Source organism: Pseudomonas sp. YA1 (genome assembly GCF_058680555.1).
Window position 1 is genome coordinate 1 of record NZ_JBZWBG010000033.1, and the last position, 25,851, is coordinate 25,851.

Here is a 25,851-nt window from a genome sequence, read left to right on the forward strand (position 1 = left end):
AGTCGTTCAACGGTAAGTTCCGGGACGAATGCCTCAATGAGCACTGGTTCTGTTCGCTGGCCGAAGCGAGAATCCGCATCGCGGCCTGGCGGCGGGATTACAACGAACACCGACCGCACGGCGCGATTGGCAATCTCACCCCGGCAGAATTTGCTGCAAGTTGGCGAACTCGCCAGCAGCAGCTGAAGCAGGAAAAATTAATATCAACCCCAGGGCCTACTAACTAGGCAGCGGTACTAAAACTGGGGGCAGGTCAGATGCGGGACAAGTGATTGATCGACTCAGCGTCCCAGACTGGAATCGGCGGAATGATTTCGCGATCCAGCGCGGCCCGGACCAGCCAATCGGCAACGCTGAGATGGAGACCACGTGCTTTGGCGGTGATGATTTTCTTGTCGTGAGGAGTTATTCGGAGGCATAGCCTCGCTGTTTTTCTATCCATGATAAGCACCTTGTTATTATTTTTATATCAATGCTATTGACGTATTAAGTACGCCTTTCTTTTTCAAGCGAAGCGCCGAAAAAGCGAGCCGCGTTGGTAGGAACGAAGTGACGTACAACGCCTTTACTCGCAATCGCGCGGCCTCAAATAAAGTATCTCACAGCTAAACCTGCGAAAAACGCCGACAGGGAAACTTGGTCGTTTTCCAGGGAAATTCGGTCATTTACCCCCAGGTTAGTCACCTTTTGTGAGCGCTACTGTCGTCGAGTGTCTTTCCCATTCAGGCCTTCCTTTTCCAAATTTGGACACCTAACGTCCGAATTCGACCATGCCATTCCGACTTCGGCCGCGCGTGGCCATACGCGGTAGTCGTCTGCCGTATTTGGCTCATTGCCACCGAAATCGCCGAAGAAAAACCGAATTGGGAAAGGAGGTGCCAATGGCCCAGCTACGTATGATCAATGAACCTGGACTGGTCGAGCAGGTGCAATCCAGCCTTTACGAGGCCGGAATGATCTCCCTGACAGAAGTCAGAGACTGCATCTCGAACCCCAGGATCCGGGACTTCTACGTGAGGGATCTCGACGCATCGGGTCTTCCGCTCGCCGGTATCAGTGCCCTGAGTGAAATCAGCATGCTGGCGGACAACTGGCAGAAAACCTATGCCATCAGCCTTGATGGCTGGCGAGACAGGCAGGGGTCGCTTCAGCTTGTCGATGGCTTCCCCTTCCGGGACCCGAGCATCTCGATCGTGCAGGTCTGGTATTGCGATCCACTAGAGATTCACTCGCACGAACTGAACTGGCTGCTCGCGCTGGCAGTGTCATTCACCGATTGCGAATTGCGTCGCTGCGAACGGACCTGCGGGGCGATCAACGAAGTACTCCTACCCCATGGCTTTGCGATGGAGGACTCCTGGTTCTGAGAGCAGCACGAATCACCTAGCTCTTGAGTGAGGGAAACACCTATGGACAAAAACCTGGAATCCATCCTGTGCTCACAGTACCCCAAGCTTCTCCCTGCGCAGGGGCACGGATGCCTTCAGTTATTCGGCTTCGAATGCCAGGACGGATGGTTCGGTCTGATCTACGCGGCATGCGATTTGATACAACAGCACATCGATCACACAGGTTCGGAACAGGCCATTGCCTCACAGATAAAGGAAAAATTTGGTGGGCTTCGTTTTTATTACCACGGAGGCGATGACTACGTCGCAACTATGGTGGATCTGGTGGAAAGGCTGTCGGAGTCCATCTGCGAGCTATGCGGAGCCCCAGGCTGCATCCACGAACGCGATGGCTGGCTTAGCGCTCGTTGCCAGCACCATGAGAAATACAGTGAAACGTCACCGCCAGACTCGAGCGCCTGGCTCAGGCAAGGGGAATCACTGACTGAGGTACTGGAAGCAGCACTCGCGCTCTTCGCCCTCAACTCAACCCAAACATCGCGCTGGTTGGTATCGCCAGCCAGAGCCTTTGGTATGAAATCTCCTGTCGAACAACTGCAAGAGCACAACGGCTTTCATGATGTGATGACCCTGATCGGGCGGATTGAATATGGAGTGCTCCGGTAATCGAATCCGCTTGGCCAACCATCAGATCAACACCAGCCAGTCTGTATCGATTGGTGATGCATAGCAGTCACGAAGCAATGCCGACGCCAAGGGATGACTACCCCAAGGTGTCTGCTACAACATGGACTTCTGACCTAAGCGTCGCTTTATTAGCTCTATTGCATTGATTAGCTGTACAGCTAATCAATCTGGATTACAAAATCTGCGATGGCACACTCCGTGGTTAGACACCAGCAGTCCCACTTCGAACGAGAGATGCTTGAGCTAGTCAGGCAGGCCCTGACAAAGGCTTTCGGCAGAAGCGTTCAAGCAGAATCCAGATCCACGATCATTACCTCTGCTCACTCCATTAGCCTGCTCAAGATCGACTGGGATGGGGAACCCGCATTTGTTGCGATTGAGGTCATCCGAACTGCCTATCCCCGAGATATCCATGGTGTGCTGTGGCGCCTTGATGCACTGGAGTTGGCAATGCCAGGGACTCTCATAAAGCTGATCGCCGCGGCGCATCTCAGCCCCGGAGCGAAGTCAACACTCAAAGACAAGGGCTACGCCTTCTTCGAACGCAGCGGAAGTCTTTTTCTGCATACGGAAAAAATGCTCATCAATATCGAGTGTCCGTCCACGTCGTCAGCCCGCTCACACTCAATTGATCTATTCACAGAAGCCCGTGAAAGGGCTGTACATGGACTGCTCAAAAACGCCTCTCAATGGATGGCAGGCGCAGACCTCGCAGAGCAAGCACGGACCTCCACATACACCTGTTCCGTCGTGCTACAGGAACTGGAACGTCGAGAGTGGTGCGAATCTCAAGGTGCAGGTCGAACTAAACGGCGCAGGCTCGTTCAGCCTGGAAAGCTACTGGATGAGTGGGCTGAACATTGGCGGCAGCGAGACGTAAACAGAAGCCGCTGGTACACCTTCGTCGAACATCCTCGCCTGCTGATCGATCGGCTTAGCGAGCTGGTAAAGGAATCTGGCGTTGACTTTCCTTGGGCCTTTACCGGGGCAGCGGCAGCAAACATCTACGCCCCTTTGCTCCCCCATGTTGATTCAGCTGAAATCATCGTTCCACCTGGGTATGCGACTATTCTGGGGACAACACTTAATATGAAACCCGCGCCGAAAGGCAGCAACGTCACGATCGTCGAGCGTGGTGGCGCCAGCCTGCAGTTTCGAGAGTGCTCCCCCTTGCATTCCCCCTACTTCGCCAGTCCATATATCCAGTACCTCGATCTGCTCGATGGGCGTGGAAGAAATAAAGAACTGGCAATCCATCTCAGAGAAAGACTGGAGCAAAAATGGGTGACAGCCTAAGCCTGTGACCTGGAAAACATCATCACGAGGTTTCAATCCACGCCCTCCCGCACGGAGTGCGACCAAAGCTCGATGCCCAGAAGGCCTGGGCAGTCTCCCAAACATGTTTTGGCGACACCTCAAAAGCATGCAAGACGCTGATCACCTACTACTGGAGCAAGGTATTCATCTACCCCTTCGCTCATCTGTCAGTATTAGAGAGACTGAACAAACGACATCATGACTATATCTGCATTGAAAATGCTCTACGCCCCAAGGTAAGAAATTCGGCTCGCCCGGAAACATTTTGTTCAAATACGAATCGGCCGTCTTGCTGTCGCAGGTAGCGCTGAGTGCCACATCCCTCGCAGTTTGTCCGGAAGCCAGCAGGGCTCTGAAAAACTAGATCCGCTTTGGCTTTACAGACTGGGCAATTTTCCAAGGCAAGTATTTCTTGGTTGAGCTGTTCCAGTGCTAGCCCTTGCCGAGTTGAGTTAGCTGCAATCAAGGCATTTTTCAGCAATTCAATGGACTCTGCAGGCACGATCTCCCGCACCTCCAGAGCATGGGCCTGATGGTCAACATGTACCCCCTGGATACCGTCTGCCAAAGCCAGCACTTTGACCGGGATTTTGGTGAGCGGCTGGCTGTACGACAGCAGCACCATGCGGTACAGCGCCTGATCGACGAGCAGGCCAAAGCGTTCCACGCAGTACATATCTGATGGCGACAGAGTAATCCAGTGCCCCTGATATGCAGACTGTTGAGGCTCCTGCCCAATAGCGGGCCATGCGATGAACCTCTCCACAGGGAGATGCTGAAGCCCCTCCGGCCAAGGCACGTCGGTTAGCCAGGGCACTACGGTGAGCAGAACGTCCTCAGCAGCATGCTCACTTGAGGCGGCGCTCACCAACTGCCACTCCAACCCGCTCTGCTGGAGACGTATGCGTCTACCAGCCCATGTGCCCTCGACTTGCCCATGCAGATACGGACGTAGCGCATGGCGCAGAACCAGGCCGGCATAACGAGAATAGGCATTTGCCAGATACTGGTTCTGCCTGAATCGCTCCTCAGACGTCGCGCGATTAGCTACCGTCGTCTTAGCCAGAAGATCCCAAAGAATCGCCAAATGCCGGTAATGCGGGTCATGGCTGAGGATGTTGGTCAGATGCAGCGCGCCTGTAACCTGCGCCTGCCGGCTAACCAGCAGGTACAAGCCACTTTGCTGCAGCCCCGAAATGGTTCGGTGCAGACGCTGAAGAGTCCCTAGCGTTTCGCTTAAAAGCTCAGAAACCTTGCTGGTTGCCACTTGGTCAAATGTCATTCCCCAGAGTCGGCAAACCTCGTGAGAAAGGCGAAAATCAACATCCTCAGACCGATAGAACTTCAGTGCCTGGTCCAATGTTGCCTGCAAGCTCTTCAGTGCTGACAGCCGCCGCTGCAAATGACGCTCAGTTTCGTCCAGCAACCGGGCATAAACGCGGTTTTCATAGATGCCGTAATCATCCTCGCTAAATCGCGCTAAAACCTTCTTGGGAATCACACCGCTCAGTGTCTGCCGCTGCCAACACTCCGAATGTGATGCCAGATACACCAGAGCGCCTTTGGCCAGGCGCCGTGCCCGCGCGACATCGGCCACCTCATCCTCGTAGTGAAGATCCAGGCGCGGCCGCTGAGATATCTGATGCAGATGCCCTTGTTGCACCACATCAATCAAACGCTCCTCAAAGGGCAGCAGATGGCTCTGAGCATCAATGATCGCAGCCGGCATCAACGGCGACATCAATGAAAACTGCAGCATGTCGGCATCGATGGTTGCTATGGCTTTGCACAGCAGCTCTGCTGCCGTAGCCTGTGCCTGCTGCGGTAAAACAAAGGACCGTACCTCACCACCCAACTGGCACCGCTCACCGCCATCACTCACCAAAACACCTGAAAAAGCAGGTGTGTGCCCGTTGAAGGCTGGGCCACTGGCTGCAAGCTCATAGCGCCCCGGCTCGATTACAGGCGGTAGCTGACGACATTGTTCCCCTGTGAGTCGATCAAGCCACATCAGTTACGGCCTTCCAGGCGTCGAACATCTGCATCCAGCAACTCGAGGGACTTTCCCGGCTCCCCATCAAGACCAGCCTTGATCCAGAAAGTCTCCAAGGCGTCCTTCAAGCTTCGGACTGCGTCAGTACCAATGTTGTAGCGACCAGTGACCTTGCCCGAACGCATGACCCGAGTAGACAGCAAATGATCCAGCGCCTCGCCTGAAGAGGCGCCGCTTGCCAGCATCACCGGGATGAAGTCCAGCGCCTGCTTCTCAAAACGATTGCCCCACCCAAGCGCAAATTGGCTACCCAACTGCTCAGTGAAAGCGTCCCGAGTCATGCGCTGTATCAACTCCACGACCTCCGCCTTTCGCTCCGTGCGAGCTCGAACAAATGCCTTGCGAAGGGAACGATAGGAGTAACTCGCCGGCGCCATTTTCTTGATATCAAAACGATGATCCTGCTTGGGCAGAGTCATCACATGAGCACGGTCGTAGGTCTTGTCAGCCAGTTCATTGGTGGTTTCATCGTGGTTGGCCGTGCCAATGAACCAGACATTCTCAGGAACCAGAATCTTGCGCCCCTCATGAAGCTTGGCTGGAGCATTTGGTAGGGCTGTCTCGGACAGACTGATCAAGCGCTCGTCCCGATTGTTCTTCTCCAACGCGGAGAGGAACTCGGCGAAGTACTGCTCGGGGCGAGAAAGATTCATTTCATCCAGCAGGATGACGTTACAGGTGTCCTCCCAGCGTGGCGTCTGAGCTTTGTACAGAGCCTGCAGGCAGTCCTTCTCGTAAAAGCGCCGCTCAAAAGCGTTGTAATGGCCCAGCAGATCATCGCGATCACGCCAGCCCGCCTGCACAGTAATGTCTGTACAGAAGCCCCCCATGGCCTTGGCAAAGGCCTTGGCCAGACTTGTTTTGCCAGTTCCGCTGATACCCTGAAAGACATGCAATTGGCTCATGGCCAAGCCACCCAGCAGCACGCGAATATCTTCGAGGGGATAGAACAGCTCTACATGCTCTTCTGCTGTGGCAATCCGGTGCTGCAGCTCCTCGGCAAACAACTTGAGATCCGGCACGGCCTCCAACTCCATGCTGGCGCGATAGTCGCGGTGAGAGTCCATGAGCGACATGGCTGGGAAAGGCGTCTGGGTTTTCTGTGCGTTGGTGAGCTGCTCGATTCGGCTTTCAAGATCATCGATATGCACAGCCAGCGTATTCTTGTGCTGCTCTAACACACGCTTCTCCCGCGCTACAGCCTCCAGCTCAGTCGATGCAACACGCTTGATGCTCAGCTCTCGCCGCAGATCATCCAACTCGGGTCTCAGCGTTGCGATATCTCGCTCAAGATCAGCCTTGCTGCTGCGCAGATATTCATTTTCCCGCTGCAACTCGGCTGTGTCCGACTGCTCCAGCGAGCGTTTAAGGGCCCTATTCTCCTGCCGCAAGCTCTCAAGCTGTTCCAGAATCTCTGCAGCCGACTGCTCACCCAGCACTTGCTTGAGCTCCTGAATATCCGCCAGTTGTTCTTTCAACCCCTCAGCTTTGCTCCAGGCGTTGTCACGCTGACGCTCCATCCTGGAAATAGATTGCGCATGGCTCGCACGCTCCGCCTCCATTTCAGTAGCGATACGTTGCTCCAGGTCGCTCTCTGCAGCCTTGATTTCAGCCCACTCACGATCCAGCCTGCTACGTGCACGATCAAGCTCTATCTTCCGCTGCTGGATTTCATGCTCACGCTGATCCAACTGCCTGGTGCGTTCGGCCTCCGCCTCAGTACAGTTGAACTTGACCTCGGCCAAGCGCCGAGCGACCTGACTGAGCTCGCCATCAAGTTGGCGTTTTTCATCCTGCAACTGCTGTAGATGAGCTTCATGCTGCTGCGTCAGTTGGCGCTGTCGCTTTTCAAGCTGGCGTAGCGCATGCTCGTTCTGCTCGGCGTATCCAGCTTCTGCGTTTGCTTCACGCAAGTTCAGAGAACGTTCGGTATCCAGCAGCTCCGATTTCTTTCCAGCAAGTAGTGCTTGTTCACTTGCCAGTTCAGCCTTTTCATTCTCCAAAGCAGCGCTTGCCTCCTCAAGCGCTTGCTGCTGTGTCGCAAGTGCTTGCTCCCTTACTTCAGCAGTTAAGGCGAGCTGGTTAGCCGCCTCCCAGCGCTCGGCATATTCGTCGTGCAGATGCTCCTTGAACCTCACCAGCTCTTTGCACACATTCGCAAACTGCTCAATCCATCGTGCAAGATCGGTGTCCCCGTCGCCCCGGAAACGTTCACACACGCTGCGTAACCAATCCGGCTCAACCTGGATATCAAGGCTCATACCAAACGACCGGTACACCTTGGAGGCGCTCTCAAATGAAGCACTCCAGACAGGGATCTGCTTCTCCAGCGAAGGACGTGGCACTCCTCCTGTGGCAGTTGCAGCCGCGGGCATCTGCTGAGGACCAAACTTGTTTGAGCTCTTCTTCGCCATTACATCCATTCCTTAAAACATGCTGTGAAGCTCAGGGCGTACTGGATACTGTCCAGCGCCATACGGCTGGTGAGTTGAGTTTTTTCTCTTCCGGTAAAACTGCTCTGGGCGTGGCTACTCCGATTACGCAAATCCGCGAGCTCCAATAGCTTCGACAACTGCAGCTCACGAGTACCCAGCACCTTGAGCGGATGCTGCGGCGTATTAAGAGTGCCCATGGCTGCGGCAAAAGTGAGCGCCTTAAGCGAGGACTCAGGCTTTGAGCAAGCCCAGATAACCTGATCAATCTTCTGCCTAGCCAGCAGCCTGATGACATCCTCCGTGAATGCAGGGATCTGCAGCGCTGAGAGAATCCGCTGATTAAGCTTCGGATCGGGCCGTTGCTGTTTTGGTAGCTGTCCTACGTCCGCTGGATACGTGCGAATCAGCCACTGCATGACGACTTCCAGCAGCTTCTGGCACTCCATCAGCGCCGCGTCCAACTCTTGGTCGTGGCTGTCACCTTGATGGAGCTTCTCCTTGCGCACGAGCAGTGCAGCCAAATGACGCTTGATATCAGGCTGGCGCTCCACCCAGGGGAACTCAATCAGGACCTGCAGCTCAGTCTGCTTGCGCAATGCTTCCAGCCACTGTTCAACGCTTTGATTGTCAGCTCGCGCTATACCCACCAATGGCTCCAGGCGAGCAAGCAGATTTGCGTCACTATCAATTACCCGCCGAAGCGTGGCTTGCAGCCACCAGGCATTTTCACGTAGCTCAAATGGATCCTTGACCGCCCACAGGTCACCACCATCGTCATCAGCCGTCACCCAGACAAGAGCCCGCGCAGATTGCGGTGCATCATCCAGTCGCTGCACACCCTGCAAACTGATCTGTTTCGGTAGTTGGTTGCCGTGACCCAGCTGCTGGTTGGCGCGATAGTCTTCGCGATAATCCCGATAGGCCAGCGTCAGGGACTCATGATCGAGTGGAGGCAGATCACTTATCCCGCTCGCGATCATGAATGGCCTGATCGTCTCCCCGGTCTTTCTTTCCCCCAGAAATTCCGGGTACCGGACCAGCGGGTCTCTTGGCTCGAGCTGGTTTAGCTGAGCAACCAGGCGCGGCCAGAACTGCCCCGTCAGCGCGTCTTGGAGCAAATAGCCGGCTTTCAGGTTGGCCTCGTCTATCTCCTCGTCGTCTAGCAGACGGTCACCCGTGGCTGTCAGGGCCTGAGCATTCTCCACCAGCCAGCCATTACTAACGCCCTGAGCCAAGATCAGCTTGATCAGGTTCTGGTGAAGCCCGGTCAGCTCGGCGATTGTCTCATCGCGGACAGTGCGTGCACGAATCAACCCAAGCACCGCACGCTGAAACAGATTCAACTGCGGTCGTTTGGCGTCGGGGTATAGCACTCGATGCACTAGCACAGGCCAGAGCACCGGCCTTTTCTTGCCCCTCGGGGCGGGACCGAACCTGAGGTATGTGCCGGTTTCAACGAAGGCTGCCATGCTCACCTCCACACATCTGGTAGAAGGCCGCCAATGCCGGCACCGCCTCTTCCGCCTCGGGACTGGTTGCCAGTGCCGCGTCACCCACGCAAATCAGCATTTGCCGTTGACGGCTCATAGCCACGTTCATTCGGTTCGGCAAACGCAGGAAGCCAAACTGGCGATTCAATTGCTTCTCACGATCGTCGGCTGCATCGTCGCAGGCTTGCCCAGGCCTTGCCTGCTGGTAGGTACGTACGCAGGACAGCAAGACGACATCAAACTCCTTGCCTTGAAAGGCGTCGACTGAGCCCACACGCAGTCGCTCTTCGAGGCTGACTGAGCCATCGCCTCGCACCTTTTTGGCCCATTTGAAATGCTCGTGCGGCTCATAGGCGCCGTTGCGGCGCTCCATCAACGCAACACCCTCTATCCGCTGCTGAGCGAGCTTCTCCATGATCAGATCACGTTGCGCCGCATAGAAGGTGATGATGCCAATCGAGAGGCTGCCACCTCCGGCATGCATCAGCCTTACCACCTCTTCAGCAATGCGCTGAGCCTCAATATCCCTGACTCGGCTCGTCCCGCGGCGCTGATCCTTGCCCTGGGCAACAGGTACGTCGATCCATTGGCATACCCGGCCTCGGTAGTACGGCTCACGCTCCCCTAGAGCAGCCAGCAAATCCTGGGAGAAGACAAAATCTTCCGCAGCCCTGCCGGAGCGTACCGCCCCTAGACCAACAGCCTCGTAGAACTGTTTGCTGACGAAATCCCCCAATATGGGATGCATGCGGAACTGGGTATCCAGCATCACGACCCGGCGAATCGTGTCCTGTTTCTCCAGGTCTTGCAGCTTCACGCGCATGCGCTCGAACAGGCTGGAGCGAAAAGCCGCCAGTTGCAGCTCGGTCAGCTCGTGCTCCTCCTGTAGTTGCCCTTCAATGTCAGGCTCGAGCATGTGCGGCAACTGCCGGTCATCGCCCACCAGGACGATGCGCCGCTTGGCCATGGACATCGGCACAAACAGATCCAGAGGGTTGGCGCGGGCGGCCTCATCGATCACCACGGTGTCGAACTCAATATCGGAGCTATCCAGACCAGCCACTGACTTCAGACTCGCCATCTGCCGGCCTGCAGCTTGCTGACAGGTTGCCCCCACCACCATGGAGTACTCGTTAACCACAGCCTGAGCAGCATTGCGGTCCATCGCCAGGCTGTCGACGAGCTGCTCCAGCACCCAGGCTACGCCCTGCTTGCGCTGGCGCAGTTTGCTCTCCAGATGCCTGTCGACTTCATCAAGCAGAGCCTGCCCCTCAGGGTCCGCCTGACGCCTCAATTCCGTAGGTCGGTAATCGGGCAAATACTGTTCGAGTAGGCGACCCTGGCACTCCGCAAGCGCATGCAGGGTCGATTCCGCCGGGTGCGAGCTATCCGCAGCGTCTTGCAGCAATGCCAGCAACTCGGCGCTGCAACCTTGGCCACGACGCTTCAACCAGCTGAGCAAATCCCAGGCTCGATCGGGGCCATCGTCAGCGAATGAGGAGGTCTCGACACGTAACGCTCGAATGCGTCTCAAGGCTTCTACATCCGGCCGGCTCTCGGCGGAACTTGGCGCCTGCTTTTTTAGTTGCTCGATATGGTCCTCAAGCTGACTTTCCAGCCTGGGCGGCAATACCAGACCGCTTTGCTCCAGGCCTCGCAGTCCGTCCAGAATGCGGTCGAACACTTCCACTTGTTGAGCTGGCGATGCGCCGACAACTCGAGCTAGCGCCAATCTGGTCGACAGATCCCTGATGCGCTCCAGTTCCGGGTACTTGCTGTACTCCGTGGTAATTTTTTCCTGCAAATGGGCCACATGCCGCTCAAGCCAGGGATCGATCAGCGACGCCTCATCGCTCGCGCTGCGCTTACCGCCCACGCGCGCGCCAGGTAAGCCGAACACATCGCTGCGATCCAGAGCGTTGTCTACGGCATCGTGCTGAAAGCTGCTGATCAGGACCTGCGCGGCAATGTTCCGCTCTTCTGCCTCCTCAGCCAGACGACGCTGCAATGCCGCGATTACCTGCGTTTTGCCCGTACCGGGTGGGCCAATGATGATGGCTAGGTCTGGTGTATTGAGTGCAGCATCCAGGGCCAGGGCCTGCTTCTCTGTTGGCTTGCCCCCCTTGAAGGTTTCCTGCGCATAGGGCGTAAGCCCTTTGATGGGCCGGCGCCGGGCCGCCGGCACCGCAACGCCCTCCAGAAGCCACTTCAACTGCGACAGCCGCTTGCCCGAGTCAATGGATTGTTTGGCCGCAAGGCGCCTCTTGCCTACGGAACGCTGGCCTGCCAGTGAGAGGTAGAGCCAGCCCTCAGCCTGTTTCGGGCGAACATCGCGCCGGTTTGAGGCAGTCTTGAAGACAACACAGTCAGGCTCAAAGCGTACGGTGCCGCGCGGCGTGCTCGCGGCTGCCTTCGCCTCGTCGGTGGTCAGCTCTTCAGCCCAGTCGGGCCGCTCAGTACCCAGGTCGAACTGGGTGTCGCTTGGCAATTCGAGATCGCGCCATCGCTGACGAAACTCCCGGTAGTCGTCCTGCGATTTCGGAGTCAGACGCCAGACGTTTTCACGTCCATCTTCCCCTCCATCACATTGCACGAAACGCAGTGAGCGCAGGGTCTCGGCCTGCCGCAATGCACTCTGCCATTCCTTGTCGTTGTAGAGATTCCACAACTCCAAATAACTGGCACTGTCGCGCAGCGCGGCATCCAGCAACGCCTGCTGACTGGCGCTATTGAGAACAGCGGCAACGGAGGCATCACAAAACGCAAACTGGCCGATCAGCAATGAGAATGCACCATCACGGCGAGAGTGGCGGGTAAGGCGTTTGATCAGCAATCCACGGTCCTGCCGTTGCTCCACATCGGCGCGCCAACCCTTGCCCAGCAGTTGGAAGCCTCCTTTGGAGGCGCTGTTGCTAAAGCGCGCGACGGTGAGCCAGTCCCCCTCGGCCAGCCCACGCACCAGAAACTGCTCCGCGAACCATCGGCAAGCAAGGTCGATGCTCTTATCGGCGATTTCCTGCTTGCCGTAGAGATCATCTGCGATCAGCTCGTCTATCCCCAGTTCAAGCTGCATGGCGGACACTTCGACTGGTGCGCAGTACTGCACCAGCAGCTTGCTGCCCTGTTTGCTGGTCAGTAGCCAGCGGCTCTGATCGCGCATTACCAGACGGCTAAATAGACCATGGTCAGCCGGAGCGCAGTTGACCCTGACACGTGAGTCGCCCTGAACCGCCAGCCACTCATCCTGATAGCTCTGGAGGAAGATCGCCTGGCCGGCCAGGAAACCGTCGATACGCTCATCCGTAGAGAGAGCCAGAACATCCTCGGACAGCATGGGAAAGTCTTTAAGTTCCATACGCCATCACCACCTGAACTGCCAAATGACATGGGACTCTTCCAAGTCGCCTACATGGATCTGGTAAGGCTCCTCGTGCTGTCCACGCAGACTTTCCTTAAGCCCCTGGTAGCGCTCAAGAGGCTTCTTCGCCGCCCCCCGCTGTAGATGCAATTTGCTTTGGGACAGGGGGTGAATACCGAGCCCCTGCTCGGTGTACTCGATGCGGATATGGTCGGCAGGCCAACGGTCATAGCTGAACGTTGGCATCAGGCGCTTGAGTTCCAGATTGCCTCCCGGCTGCAGCCATACCTTGCGGCCAGTCGCCATCAAGTTGCCTAGCTCATCAGACTGACTCTCACCTTCTACCGGTAGAGCAATGAACTCCTGGAGCAACACCAGCCGGTTATCGGCAGGCTCGTCGCAGAAAAAGCATGACGCGTCATCGAGTGAGTCAAGCTCCACAGGCAGCAAGGTAGTGCCACCACAACTTGCGCAGCAATAAAGGCGCTCGTCAATTTCCGCCAGCGCCTCAAGCCACTCGGCCATGCTCGGCCGCTCGCTGGCGCGATGCCGCCCCTGCTCGAAGCAGCGGCTGAAGAGCACAGGCAGCCGACTGTGCTCAATCAGTTGGATGGGCAGGTTGGCAAAACACTGATTGGCATCGTCCTGCACGTCATAAATCCAGGGATGCTCACCACGCAGCGCAGCCTCTTCTTCCTCGGGTTCACCTTCGCTGACCAGCTCGCCCTTGAAGGGGTGGTTATGGGTCAGCAACTGGTAAGCGATGACCGCAAAACTCCAGCTGTCCGTCAGGCTGGACAGCAGCGCATCACCGCGCACCACCTCGGGCGCCCCATAGTCCGCCGTATGCACGGTCAGACCGCCATGCGCTTCCAAGCTGATGTTGTCGCAGTCAATCAGCCAGGTTTCTGCGTGGGCAGTGTCATCCGACACGAAGATATTGCTCGGGGATAGATCGCCGTAAAGCATGCCGCGCGCATGCAGTTGGTTCAGTGTTCTGGCCAGTTGGCTCAAAATACGGATACGCCGCCGAAGGCCACCCTGCCGCAGATAATCGGCAGACGCCTCATCTTCAGCATTGATGAAGCTGTCGAGCAGGCTTTGCAACGGAACCAGACCGTCCATCAGTTCCATTACATAGCCGAAGCGCGGCTCCGCCAGCAGCGCCAGTGGCCTGGCCAGTTTCAGATCACTGAGGTTCTGACGAATCAGCCAGGCAATATGCCGATGCCAGCGCTGGCGAGCTTGCGCATCCTTGTTGGTAAAGCCCTTAATCAGGGCCTGGGGGTACTGAGTTCGGTAGACGATACCCTGTCCTCCCCGGCTCATTTCCTCTCTCAGCTCATAAACCGAGCCTTTGGTGTCCTGCACCACACGCTTCTGCTGCGCTGTCGTAGTCGCGGTCATCTGCTTCAATCCGTTCTGAAAATTCCAGCGATGGTCTTGTCGTCACCATGACGAGGTGTGGACCAGCCGTGCAGCTCTCGCGTCAGCCACTGGCGCATACGGCGCTTGCTGCAACGCAACTGGCGCTGGTAAATCGCATCGAAGAATGGCTCCAACTGCTCCGGAATCAGGTCATCAGAGATGCCATCCGTGATCAGCAACACGCCATCACCCGGGAGACTCAACACAAGGTCGACGCTGCAGCCATCCTGAGAATCCGCCTGCGCCAAAGTAGTGGTCTGATTTCCGAAGCCTTGGCGCCGCTCAGCCAGCGCCGTGAACACACCCTGGCTTCTAACCAGCAACAAGCCATCCCCAACCTGACCAGCCACACCTCGCCCGGAGGCATCCACCCGAGCCCACAGACAGGTCGTTTCGTGGTCCCTGTAACAGTCACCAAAGTGAACCAGCCAGGCATCACGCAAGACCGGGGCAACCGTGCCATGCGGCATGTCTTGTCGCTGACGGGCTAGCTGCCTGAACAGCTGGACGGCTTTACGGGAGCCAAGATGACTAAGCGGACGGCTGCCCAACCCATCAGCCACGGCAATGCACCAACCGCCGCGTAGACCGCTGACGCACAGAGCATCCTGATTAGGCGTGCCATCGAGCTGATGCGCGGGACCTCGCACCGAAGCTCCGCCTGCCAGCAGGCGCATCAGAACTCCCAGTCTTGATCGTCAGCGCTGGGGATCTGCAAGGGCGTCGATTGATTAGGTGTAGCCGACTGGCTGCGCGCACTGACGCTCATGGTCACTGCCCGGAAGAAACGGTGAATGTCTCGGGCGTTCTCGGCATGGAACAGCGGCGCCTCAGGGTCATTGGCGAAGTCGCTGAGCATGACCTCCTCCGCATCGGCGCCGATGGCCATGGCAAAGCGAGTGGCCTTGGAGGAGCGTTCGCCATTGACCAGGCGAGCAAAGGGACCCTGCCAGTCATCATTGGGATAACCATCAGAGACCAGCACGATCACCGGCTTGTAGGCGCGGGAAGGGATGCTGTCCTTGTCTTCGATCATCTCGCTGGCCAGCGACAGGGCACCGCCCAGCGGGGTCATGCCCTCTGCCACCAGCGGTGTGAAACTTTGCAGTTGGTGGGCCGGGGTCAACGGCAGGTTCAGCTCAGCCTGGCTGCCGCCAAAGGTGATCACACTGACCTGGATCTCTGCACGCAGACGGCTCTCACCGGCAAAACTGCTGATCATGTCCTTGAGCCCCTTGTTCAGGGCTTCGATCTTTCCATCGACCGACATGCTGCCACTGGTGTCGGCCAGCACGATGATCGGCAGCGGGCGAGCGGTTTGGACCTGGAATTTTTTGAGTTCAGACATCTGTACTTTCCTTGTTGATTACTAGGTGACATTCACCACTAGGCGCATTCCATGCCAACTTTAGAAATTGGCTATTAATCAATTACTTAAGAAACGCATCACGAAATCGATAGCATCCGAATCCATAAGGAAATTTATGAAAATGCAATATTTTTTACTTTCCCGTTGATACCAAGGCGGCGGTTAGAGCAACGAAACCTGCACCGGTGTTGACACACGTCTGGGCGCGAGAGCGAAAGATTGGGATTTCTGGGGATCAGGTATAATAGTACGTAATCATGCAAACAGCGCTGAAAAACCGGCTCGTGCCTGTTGGCTCGCCGAGACTGTACCTCCTGATCCGAATAGTCTCGAACGTGCAGCCCCTGCTCCATTGCAGTACTGCGGGACACAAGGCCATGCTTGCGTACCCTCTGGAAGTTCTCCAACGGCATCATGTAGTACAGACAAGGCGGCAAGCCGGACATGGGCGCCATCCCATCGAGCATGGACAGCATTAACTCACTGCTCTTCGCGATCTTTGCAGTATTCACGCCGCACCACCTTGTGCAACGAAATCACCGCACCACCAATTGCAGCGAGATTCTGTTGCCATATTGGGATTGAATAAGACGATGTGACCCGCCTCGTCTGTCCTAGACGCGCTCCCCCAAAAATCGCCCCCTTCTCCGCACCAAATCAGTCTCAATTAGCTCTTTAGCTCGACCAACACGTCCGTCGCCCACTTCTGCTCAGAGTTTTGTATCCGTGCGGTTTCAACTATCCTGGCCATGTGCATGAGTTGATCCTGGGCAGCCAGATCAAAGTCAAACCACATGTCGCTATGCGAGCTAAAGCGAACCTGCCAATAGGCCACTCCTTGGTCGAACCGGACCTTCAGCGTCCTGCCGTCTTCAAACTCAAGCTCCAACCTACGGTGATGAGGGATTTCGCGATTCGACGACTCCACAATCAGTTCAACTTGATGCCCAACCATTGCCGACAGCCAATTGCGTGAAAAGAACTCGAAATCGTCCTGATTGGCCCAGTCGTCGAAGGCTTTACGACCTTGCAGCCGACCTGATTTGAATAGCGTCTTCACCTGCACAACCGCATCCGCAGAAATGCGGCTCTTCAGATCTTTCAGAACCGCACCCAGGATCGTAACTACCGCGGGGTTCTGAATGTAACGATCTGAGTAGGTCAGCCTGTTGATCTTCGCAGTCGCAATCACGTCAGCAACTTGCTGATCTCGAGCGCCAAGCAGCTCCCAGAAACGCTCACCGAATTGCAGCAGCGACCCATTGAGTTCCTCGTGGATTGATATGTCGACGATCGCTACCTTGCCGAAGGAGTCGCTCGCTGCACTGGAAAGATCCATCACCTGCCAGCCAAACTCCGGCTGACTCTTCGAGAGTACGACTAGCTCATCACTTTGATGCCAGCTACGGCCTGGAACAGTTGCCACGAGGCTGCGCGAGGCCAGCGTGACAACTTCGCTCTCTTTAAACACCTGGGCAACGAGATGCTCACCTGGCTCAGTGATCGCATTCCCGACGTTTACTCCAAGGTCCGACAGGCGCTGGAGATCCTGCACAAGAACCCCATCAGTGATATCTGCCGGGACGAGCAGCTCAACAGTCAGCTCGTCGGCCAGAACATAGGCCTGAATCGCCTTACGAAACTGTGGAGCAAGAAGATCCCACTCTGCCACATCACCAGAGGCCACTAGAGTAATTCTCTTTGCACCCTCGTTGATCAGCCGGCGCAGAACGCTCTCAATGCTGCCAGGCGCATACTGGCCATCGGCGAATGAGAGTTTGTTTTCGGCGGTCAAACCCACGTGATGAATGAAGTCTGGGCCCAGCCAGTCGAGCGCTGCCTTGCGATCCAGCTTGTCGTGATCATGCCGTGTTTGGGAGTCCAGCAGGCACTCACTACAGCCAGTTTCACAATGCTTGCAATCGAGCTTCTTCACCATCCCCCGCAGCAGCTCCTCGACATGCAGCGGCGCGCTAGTGGCAAAGCCCGCACCACCGCTGATTACGTCGAAAAGCTGAAGGACGCGAATGGACTGTCCACTTGGCAGTTTGCTTGGCCGAGTTGCATAACCCAATTCGGAAGCAGATACGCCCAGTATCTCGGCCAGCGCAGCCCGCAAAGCCACTGCTAGCGTCATGGCAATTGCACTTCCCTGCGCTGAGTCTGCAATGAACTCCCCGCGCACGGGATGGTGCAAGGTGAGTTCAAACACATCAGTAGTAGCTACAGCGCCAAGGCTCACACTAGGAAGAATGCTCCCGCTGCCCTGGCAGGGAAGGCGCTTGTTGTTCTGATCTTTGTCCTCTTTGGTCGGGCGTGGCGGATAGTGCTCGCCAGACGGCGACAGGTCTCGCGGGAACCCGCTATCCGGTTGCATGGACTCAGCTCGACCACAACTCATGCACAAGGCATAACCTGTTCCGTGCTCGCCCGAGCTGTGATGGAAGACCTTTCCATCCGCACCATAAGCCATTGCCCCAACCGCCGGGTTTGGCAATGGAGTCTTGTTGGCGTTGACGAAAACCCAGGCGGTTTCAACTGGGATGAATTTCTGATGCTGGATGTCATTGGAGGCCGACTCATAAGCATCGGTGACAAAACCAGAGGGCTGCAGGACCTTGCGAATGTTTTGGGGCTTGATCAGTGACTGGCAGTCGACATTGCTGCAAGTCAGCTCATCGGTCTTTATCAACCCCTCCTCATAGTCCAGAGCGCCACAGACATCGCAACGCCACGCAATGTCCATTTTCTGCGCTTCTTTGCTATCAGCATTGAGGTTATGCCAGTGGAGGGAAACGCCGGCAGACCTGAACACCCGGCCATCCAGAACGATTTCTGCACCAGGAGCGTACTCGCGAATGGCAATCGACAGATTGCGTGACGGCAGCCCCTTGTAGCGGGATACGTTGTCCTCGCGATCGTGCTTCAACTTTTTCCCTGCGTCCTGCTCGCGGATGTAATCCTCAATCGTGAAGTTATCGAAGTTCACCACGTCGGTAGGGAAGCCATAACCAGGCAGGAAGGTACGCGCAGCAAGATCCCGCAACAGATACTCATTGCAGTGGCGAGCCTTTTCAATCTGGAGACGCTTCAGATAGGGGCTGTTGGCTTTCGCGTGCTTCTCCTCAGAAAGTAAGAAGCGATAGCTCTTCAGCCAACGACTCTGCAGCGGCTTGATCAAATCGATTGAACGACGGCGCAGCTGAGCCGGGTCCACACCGACCAGAGCTGTGCCTTTCACCAAGTCTTTGAGCGCGTCGTCCAGATCGGAGACAACTTGTCCCAGCCGCTCAATGAATCGGTCACATTGTGAGAGACCGTGCTCATCGTCGTAGAACCACTGCGTATTCAGACTGGTTTTCTCAGTCTGAGTGAGCCCAACCACATTGCAGAGAAAGTCCGCCAACAGTAGCGAGTTGATGTGCCGTTGTACGAGTCGCTCGGAGTTCAATGCCACCACTGGCGCGGGGATCCTGGTCTCGAACGGCCAACTCGGATTGGCGAAAACCTGCTGATCATGCGGGTTGTTCTTACAAAGCGTGTAGGTAATCGCCCTGGATTCCTTGCTTCGCCCCGCGCGACCGGCACGCTGCAGGTAGTTGGCCGGGTGCGGTGGTACATTGTTCATGACCACAGCAGAAATACCGCCAATATCTACGCCCATCTCCATGGTGGTGGAGCAGTTCAGAACGTTGAGCTGCCCCTTCTTGAACATCTCTTCATAGGAGCCGAGGCGTTCAGAAGACTGCTGGGCCGAGTGCTCCGCTGTGCGGTAATAGAAGCCACCTTCCACTACCCGATCATTGATATCCGTCCACAGGTTCCGTGCTCGTAGATCGCTTACAAGAGGATCATTCGCCACCAGGTTTCTAACTCGCGCAAGTCCCGGCGCATAGTCGTCCTGAGAACGGTCAAACTCCCACAGGTCAGGTAGCTCAATCGGCTCTGCCTGATAGCTCTCGCGCTGCTCTTCAGTCAACTGAGAGAAATCCAGGTGAGCGGGTAGGTAAGGCGTAAAGCCTTTGAAGGTGGTATCCAACAGCTTGTTGGTAACTGGACAGACATAGGCCCGGTCAACCAACGAGAACAGCATGTGCTCTCTGGGTAGGTAGTACCGGTTTTCGTCAGCCTTCAGCGCTGAGCCCGGTCTGGCCAACTGCAACCAGGCAGCTCTTAGCCAAGCATTGACCAGATCAACGTCGGCCGTGTTAGCCGGGTTCAAACCAGCGCCAAGCAACAATAGTTTGATCAGGCGCTGGGAATGGTTGCCATTGCGGATCTGAGGCCAGCGCTTGACCCGGATCTCATCCGCTTCTTTCGACTCGGGATTACGCAGACTCTTGGCAGAAAAACGGCTACCGATCCAACTCAACCAGCCCTCATCGACCTGAATATAGCTGTTCTCCCGAACATGAAAGTCCAGCGCCACCTTTAGGAAGTCACGCCAATCATCGAGCGTCAGACCTTTCTGCCCCCAGTACGCCGGCACTTCTTGGACCTTATCCATGCCAACGTATGCGACCTTCACCAGCCCTTGGGTTTCCAGACTGTTCTGCCGTTTCGGGCGGCGCATAAACTCGCGGAACAGCAACATTTCCGCCAGCTTGTAGGGGCCATCATGGTCCCGGAAGATCTCGGGCTTCTGATACTTGTTGTAAAGCAGCATCGAGCCTTTCAGGTCTGCCTTCTGCTTGAGCTCATTGGAGAGCTCCGACCAAGCTAGAGAAACTAGCGTCGGCCTAACTTTCGCTCCAGTTGCTGAAGCTAGCATGGCTGTAAACCGTGTAACTTTTTCCTCCGCGGCCCTGACTTCCTCCTTGATACCAACGCTGCGGTATAGCTCTACTTCCTCTTTCGCCTTGGCGATTAATTGTTGCAAAACCGACGGATCGATGCGGCTGGAATCTACCTGAGAGCTGGCCTGGCTCCGCTGGTGCCAGCTCAAAATCTCCACGACAAGTCCACGCAACCTGCTGCGCTCCGCCTCCTGTTGCATACGTACAGCCATGCGCGCCGTGCCCTGGCGGCTGTCCGTAAAGGTAATTAGCCGACGGCCTCTGCCAGGCAGAGACTGCGGACCGTGCTCCGGCGTCTGATCTTCCTCTTGATAGTCTTGACAGTATTCAAGGACTGTCGGCACGGCATTGGCTACATAGAAGGGTCCGCCCAGCATTGCGCGGCGGAAAGGAGAAGCTCCGTGCAGCCCACTAAATCCACAGCTGTTGTGGCTGCACTTGGCATCAAGATCTCTAACCCCAAACCGTACCCGTTCAGCTGAAACAGCTGCGAATGAACCAGCGAACTTATCGACCTCAACGGGGATGTATGCGCTGCCGGCATTTTCGAACGAGCAAAGCACCAGCGGTGTCTTGACTGAAAGTACCCCTGAGCCACCAGCCCCCGCATCTTCCTCAACAGGTGTTTCAGTCTGCAGGGAAAATTCATCGCCACCAGAGCTTTCCCACTGGATCAGCTTTCCGTTCTTATCCCGCGCCAACAGATGCGGCTCATTGCAGTCATTGCAGAACGCCAACTCGAATACCGGGCTGCCACAGCTGCAGGTTTGCCTCTGATTGGCGTAGACATAACCAAAGGGCCAGTTTTGTTGCAGCGCCGTTCCGGACTTTGCTGAGCAGCACTTGTCAAAGCAGGCCCATAACCCGTGAGTAGTGCGCTGGAAGAAGTGCGCCCGCAGCTTCAGAAACGCCGGCTCACTGGCTGAAAGACGAGTGCCTGAACACACATCCAACCAACGTAGTATTTCGTCCTGTGACAGTGACCACCCACCTTCCTGACGCATCTGGCTGACCATCTCGGTTAGCTTCAACGGCTTGGGGGTGGTCACCAGCAGATTTCTCAGTGCTCGGGCTTGCGGAGAATGGACCAGGGCCTCGTATCGATCCGGATGAACCTCTGGATCGTCCGCAATTACAGGCGGCATGGACTCGAGCGTATCCAGAGCAACCAGCGTTTGTTGACAGGGGGCAAGAGGAGGAATGACCCGGTTACCCCCCCAGACATCAATCTGCGTAACCGGCCCCCCCGACAGATCCGAGAGAAACTGCTTCAACTGTCCTGCAGCGTCCTCACCGGCAATAGTCGCAGAGGTCGCCACAAAGCGGACATCCTTAGGCGTAACGCCGAAGGCTGTCATCACCCGTCGCAGCTGCAATGCCAATTCAGCCGCCTGGGAACCCACGTAAGTGTGAGCCTCGTCCAGAACAATCCAGCGCAGCGATTTCTGCTCTCTGGAGATTCTTACGATGGGCGCATCGACCTGGCGCACCATTATGTATTCGAGCATGGTGCCGTTGGTGACCAGAATAGGCGCCGGTTGCGTACGCATCAGCTCGCGCGACAGAATTTCGTTAGGCTTTAGGCTCTGCTCGCTGCGCACATTCGCCTGCAACTCCGGTGTATTGCCGTTGTACAGGCAATAGCGAATGCCGCTTCCAAAGCTCTGAGTCCAGGCATTCAAACGTTCGCGCTGCGAGTTGATCAGGGCGTTAAGTGGATACAGGAACAGCGCCCGAACCCCGACCAGCGGCTGACGAGCTGCGTCACGGTACTCGCGATAAAGATCCTCCAGCACCGGCACCATAAAGCATTCGGTCTTACCCGAGCCGGTACCACTGGTGACGACCACCGAATGCTTCTTCTCTAGCAATGAGCGCCAGCTGGCCAACTGGTGGGTGAAGGGTTTCCAACTCGCGCCAAAGCGGTAACGCCCATTCGCCTTGCCATCGAGCGAGGCCACGATCTCCTTGCTCAGCAAGTGCTCCTTGCTCGCCAGTTGCTCCATGGTGAACGCCGACTCTTCCCAGCTGAAGGTCTGCTCAAACACGGGTGGCGCCAGGAATGCACCCTCTTTCCCGCACTCCGCGCGCATCAGACTTTCCAGGTGCTCACGCAAGTCCGGATCGGTAATGCTCAAGATACTCAAGGTGGACTCAGTGGCACGGGAAAGCGCCTGCTCGACTAGCCCAGAGAAATACTTATCCATTAACCGACTCTGCCTTCTGCATATCCATGACGCTGTTCAACAAGCAATATTGATAGATCGAGTTGAACCACTTCGAATCGAAATCGCGGACCTGGCGCAAGAAGAAAATCGCCTCGACGCCATCCGCAAACGCATCTGTGAACCGAGCCTTGCCACAGGCGACCGCAGCGGCGAATACCGGTAGATAGAGCACCGCATTGCGGTAATCCATTTCCGACCTGAAGGCAATCACCGAGCAGCCTTGGCTGCTGTGCCAACGCTCCAGCCGCTTGCCGCCGAACTCCGGCCACTTTGCCTCACTGCGCTCGCGAATCAACTCAAGGTACCAGCCATGCAGGACACTCTTGAAAGTCGCTAGCGGCACCTTGATCTCTGGGCCAACAGGCTTGCCAGAAAGGAAGCGCTGCACACTCTGCCCGTAGGCTGAATAGGTTTCCCCCAATCGCGAAAACATTCGTCCGATCAGAGCATCAATGGCTTCCTCAGCGACCCCTTTCACCTTAAGGAATGCAGCGAAGCGCTTGGCCGCAAGATGGATTTCTGTAATGGGAAGAAACTCCCAGAAAATCGGAAACTCAGTCTCCAGCCGGCCAAGGAATGTCGCCTCCATTTCAAACTTGAAAAGTGCCATCGCCAACGCGCGGGTGTGCCCTACCAGAGCCTTCCAGACCTCGAAGGTCGCCAGGGGCAGATAGCCGTACCCTTCATACAAGGCCCGCAAGAACTGCCAGCCGCTATGCATAGGGTTAACCGCCATGGCATCCAACACAGGCGTGAAGGAGCTAACAGGTGAAGCATGATCGAAGGTCAACACTGCCTTTTGCAGACTCTGGATTCCATCGCTCGGCGCCAACGGCTTCCATCCACCAGCGATAAATAGCGGCCGGAACGATACAGATGAGCCCGATTTGGGCAACACCAGCCAGGGACCATCCCTTTCAACAGCTATCGGTAACTCGAAGTCGCCGGTGGGCACACCTTCGCTGGTGCGGGAACGGAGCGCGATGGAGCTACGCATAGGATCATGCAACAGCATCAACACCGGTTCGGGAATGGCGTCGGCGCCATCGTGCAGATTGGCAGCACACAGCATCTGACGGTCGCGATCCAGTTGCATCTCCGTCGAATACCTACGGATGCGGTAACTGGTATCCTGACCGTTACCGAACACCCGCAACTCGACGACCTGATCAATGCCCGACTGAAGCGAAAGCAGGTCAACAATCTGTTCACGGATATTGAACAGACTGAGCTCCAGCGGCTTTTCGGCCACCGTGTAGGTCCAGCTGTAACAAGCATTCCTGGCCGCACTACCCCTGAGGGTCAGCTCAAGGCTAAAACGGGTTGGTGCGCCAGCCCGGCCAAACAGATACAGACGCGCCCCCAACAGGTCGTCGACACTGAGATCGCGTTTCAGATGTTTGCCTGTGCCATCAAAGGCCAGAAAACCCGAGTTGGGAAACGGCAGGTCAATCTCCACTGGGTCAGCCATCAAGCTGGGGGTAACTGAAAGGCGGACCCTGACTGGAGGAAAGCCCTTTGCCGAGAGCCTAAGCTCGGTGTGATCCTCATGCTTTACCTGCTGTACCTGCAGACTGTCGTCAACAATCTGAAGCAGGCAACGCTGCCGGGAATGCACCAAAATGCTCCCCTGCCCCAGCTTCTCACCACTGCGCAGCTCAACACGGAAATCCGTCGGCAAGATACCCACCCTGCGACGTAACAGGGCGTTGCCACTGCGGTTGCGCACCGACACATATTGGGTACCGAGTACCTCCTGCAACAAGCCGCTTCCCGGCTGTTTGCCGGCAACGTACAGGTCACCGCCATGCTGTTGCAGTTCTCCAGCAGCGGTCGGCCACTGCACACGAGGCAGACCGACAAAGGTCAGAGCGGGCTTGGTCGGCCAGTCGATCTGGGTACCAGCCAGTTCCAGCCCCAAGCCCATACCAACCGCATGTCCCGTGCGTATCCGGTAGAGTTCATCACTCTCAACCTGGAACTGCGCCTTGCCCTGAACCTTTACCGTATGCAGCGAAAAAGCCGGTGCCATATCGCTGAAGATGGCTTCCTCGCCCTCTGCAGCCATGTTCAACTTCCCACCTTCGGGCAGCACCAGCAGCAGCTCTTCACCAGCCGTATTGAATGAAGCCTGACCGCACAGCTGCCAGCGATCATTCACTGGCTCGAAACCCAACGGTACTTCGCCAAGGGCCACTGCACTGCCCTCTATCGGCTGGGTGGCGATCAGCATGCCACCTGCCATAGCCACCAGGCTCAGTTGGGCACTGCAATCCTGTCGCTTTCCGATCACCTCACGAAGGCGCAGCCGGATATGGGCAACACCGTTGTCGACCAGCGCGTAGCCGGGTCCAAGCGCAGCAATCGCCTGTCCATCTTCGACAATGGCCAGCTCAAAACGGGTAGTAGATGGCTGCGTCGTCAGACGAAGCTCTACCTCCTCCGGCATCGAGACCTGAACCTTGAGCACATCTGGCTGCGCCTCATGCCAAAAGTGTCGACAAGACCATCCAGTCGCATCCCGGCGTCGCTTTTTGCCCTCAATGGTCGCTGTCTTTAAAAGACCATTGAGGAGTTCGCTGCCGGTCTCGTTATCCAGAGGCAGAGGGAACAATTCACGCCACTTGGGGTTCATGGTATCCAGGTGGACGACGGGCTCGTCCGCCTGCGCCAGCCCATAATTCCGGACCAGAGCCACAAGCTCATCGACCATACGCACAATCAGTTCGATCGACGTACGCGAGGCAAATACCTGAGGAAGGCTGGCCTTTTCCAGTTGCTGCTCCACCTGCTGTAGGGTGTTGAAGCCCAGCAGGTGCCACTGGTCGTACTGCCTTAGCAAACGGTCAAACAGCCACTGAAAGCGACTGCCTCCCTCGCGCAATACCTGAAAGGGCAAGCCTCCCTCGCCAAACAGCGACCCTAGAAAATCCCGGTGACCCGCTTCGTAGAAATGAAGGGGACGTTTCCAATACCCCTCCAACCCTTTAGGGATGACCTTGCTTAGCTCACCCGGCGACAGATTGAATCCCAGAGTTTTCCAGATCGGGTCCCAGGTCCAGGCATACTCACTGCGGTACTCACGGCGATACCACTCCGAACCAAAAAGTACCAAACAAGCACAGGCTGCCGGGTCCTTTAACGCCGCATCAAAGCCCCCAAACTCACGGAGCAAATGCTGCAGCTCTCCGTACTCTTCGAGACTGCAGTGGTACGCATAGAGTCCGCGCTGATCAGGCGCTGAAAGCCCACGACGCTGGAGAAAGCGTCCCAGCCAGGACGAGCACTTAATTACGGAGTACGACATCAACAACCTCCCTGATTGAACCACCCACTCCTAA

General features: G+C 56.5%; 15 protein-coding genes. 4 read left to right on the forward strand and 11 right to left on the reverse strand.

Features of this window, described 5'->3' with window-relative positions:
* Positions 1–227, forward strand: a 227-nt coding sequence (locus tag AC4OR5_RS30320; protein ID WP_491952858.1) for an integrase core domain-containing protein, incomplete at its 5' end; no start/stop codon positions are given.
* A 26-nt stretch (positions 228–253) separates the two neighbouring features.
* Here AC4OR5_RS30320 and AC4OR5_RS30325 read toward each other — a convergent pair.
* Positions 254–442, reverse strand: a complete 189-nt coding sequence (locus tag AC4OR5_RS30325; RefSeq protein ID WP_123789325.1) for a plasmid mobilization protein — start codon at positions 440–442, stop codon at positions 254–256.
* A gap of 439 nt (positions 443–881) precedes the next feature.
* On the opposite strand from AC4OR5_RS30325, the gene AC4OR5_RS30330 reads away from it, so the two are divergent.
* From AC4OR5_RS30330 to AC4OR5_RS30340, 3 genes are all read left to right on the forward strand, one after another.
* Positions 882–1,367 (forward strand): hypothetical protein, encoded by a 486-nt coding sequence (locus AC4OR5_RS30330; protein WP_058161069.1) that lies wholly within the window; start codon positions 882–884, stop codon positions 1,365–1,367.
* Positions 1,368–1,409: 42 nt separating this feature from the next.
* The gene (locus tag AC4OR5_RS30335) at positions 1,410–2,015 is read left to right on the forward strand and encodes an MbcA/ParS/Xre antitoxin family protein (RefSeq protein ID WP_031756422.1); all 606 of its coding nucleotides are present in this window, start codon (positions 1,410–1,412) and stop codon (positions 2,013–2,015) included.
* A gap of 255 nt (positions 2,016–2,270) precedes the next feature.
* Positions 2,271–3,332: a type IV toxin-antitoxin system AbiEi family antitoxin gene (locus tag AC4OR5_RS30340; protein WP_071536203.1), complete on the forward strand. Its 1,062-nt coding sequence runs from the start codon at positions 2,271–2,273 to the stop codon at positions 3,330–3,332.
* Between the two features lie 223 nt (positions 3,333–3,555).
* On the opposite strand, the gene AC4OR5_RS30345 is transcribed toward AC4OR5_RS30340, so the two are convergent.
* The 10 genes from AC4OR5_RS30345 to AC4OR5_RS30390 all read right to left on the reverse strand — a co-directional run bounded on the left by AC4OR5_RS30345 (position 3,556) and on the right by AC4OR5_RS30390 (position 25,817).
* Positions 3,556–5,364 carry a hypothetical protein gene (locus AC4OR5_RS30345; RefSeq protein WP_023082742.1) on the reverse strand — a complete coding sequence of 603 codons (1,809 nt, stop codon included), beginning with the start codon at positions 5,362–5,364 and terminating at the stop codon, positions 3,556–3,558.
* Positions 5,364–7,820, reverse strand: a complete 2,457-nt coding sequence (locus AC4OR5_RS30350) for an AAA family ATPase (RefSeq protein WP_003158574.1) — start codon at positions 7,818–7,820, stop codon at positions 5,364–5,366. The genes AC4OR5_RS30345 and AC4OR5_RS30350 overlap by 1 nt, the downstream gene beginning before the upstream one ends.
* Entirely contained in the window at positions 7,820–9,310 is a 1,491-nt protein-coding gene (locus AC4OR5_RS30355; protein ID WP_058160789.1) for a hypothetical protein, read from the reverse strand. The genes AC4OR5_RS30350 and AC4OR5_RS30355 overlap by 1 nt, the downstream gene beginning before the upstream one ends.
* Positions 9,294–12,686, reverse strand: a complete 3,393-nt coding sequence (locus AC4OR5_RS30360; protein WP_034002988.1) for a DEAD/DEAH box helicase — start codon at positions 12,684–12,686, stop codon at positions 9,294–9,296. The genes AC4OR5_RS30355 and AC4OR5_RS30360 overlap by 17 nt, the downstream gene beginning before the upstream one ends.
* A 6-nt stretch (positions 12,687–12,692) precedes the next feature.
* Positions 12,693–14,096: a protein kinase domain-containing protein gene (locus AC4OR5_RS30365; RefSeq protein WP_003158577.1), complete on the reverse strand. Its 1,404-nt coding sequence runs from the start codon at positions 14,094–14,096 to the stop codon at positions 12,693–12,695.
* A 5-nt stretch (positions 14,097–14,101) separates the two neighbouring features.
* Positions 14,102–14,794: a PP2C family serine/threonine-protein phosphatase gene (locus AC4OR5_RS30370; protein WP_058160786.1), complete on the reverse strand. Its 693-nt coding sequence runs from the start codon at positions 14,792–14,794 to the stop codon at positions 14,102–14,104.
* Positions 14,794–15,465 carry a vWA domain-containing protein gene (locus AC4OR5_RS30375; RefSeq protein WP_003158579.1) on the reverse strand — a complete coding sequence of 224 codons (672 nt, stop codon included), beginning with the start codon at positions 15,463–15,465 and terminating at the stop codon, positions 14,794–14,796. Before AC4OR5_RS30375 ends, AC4OR5_RS30370 begins: the two co-directional genes overlap by 1 nt.
* A 134-nt stretch (positions 15,466–15,599) precedes the next feature.
* Positions 15,600–15,962, reverse strand: coding sequence for a DarT ssDNA thymidine ADP-ribosyltransferase family protein (locus tag AC4OR5_RS30380; protein ID WP_071536202.1), 363 nt, complete (start codon positions 15,960–15,962; stop codon positions 15,600–15,602).
* Positions 15,963–16,153: 191 nt separating this feature from the next.
* Positions 16,154–22,489, reverse strand: a complete 6,336-nt coding sequence (locus tag AC4OR5_RS30385; protein ID WP_058160784.1) for a DEAD/DEAH box helicase — start codon at positions 22,487–22,489, stop codon at positions 16,154–16,156.
* Positions 22,482–25,817 (reverse strand): STY4851/ECs_5259 family protein, encoded by a 3,336-nt coding sequence (locus AC4OR5_RS30390; protein ID WP_058160782.1) that lies wholly within the window; start codon positions 25,815–25,817, stop codon positions 22,482–22,484. The genes AC4OR5_RS30385 and AC4OR5_RS30390 overlap by 8 nt, the downstream gene beginning before the upstream one ends.
* Between the last annotated feature and the right edge of the window lie 34 nt (positions 25,818–25,851).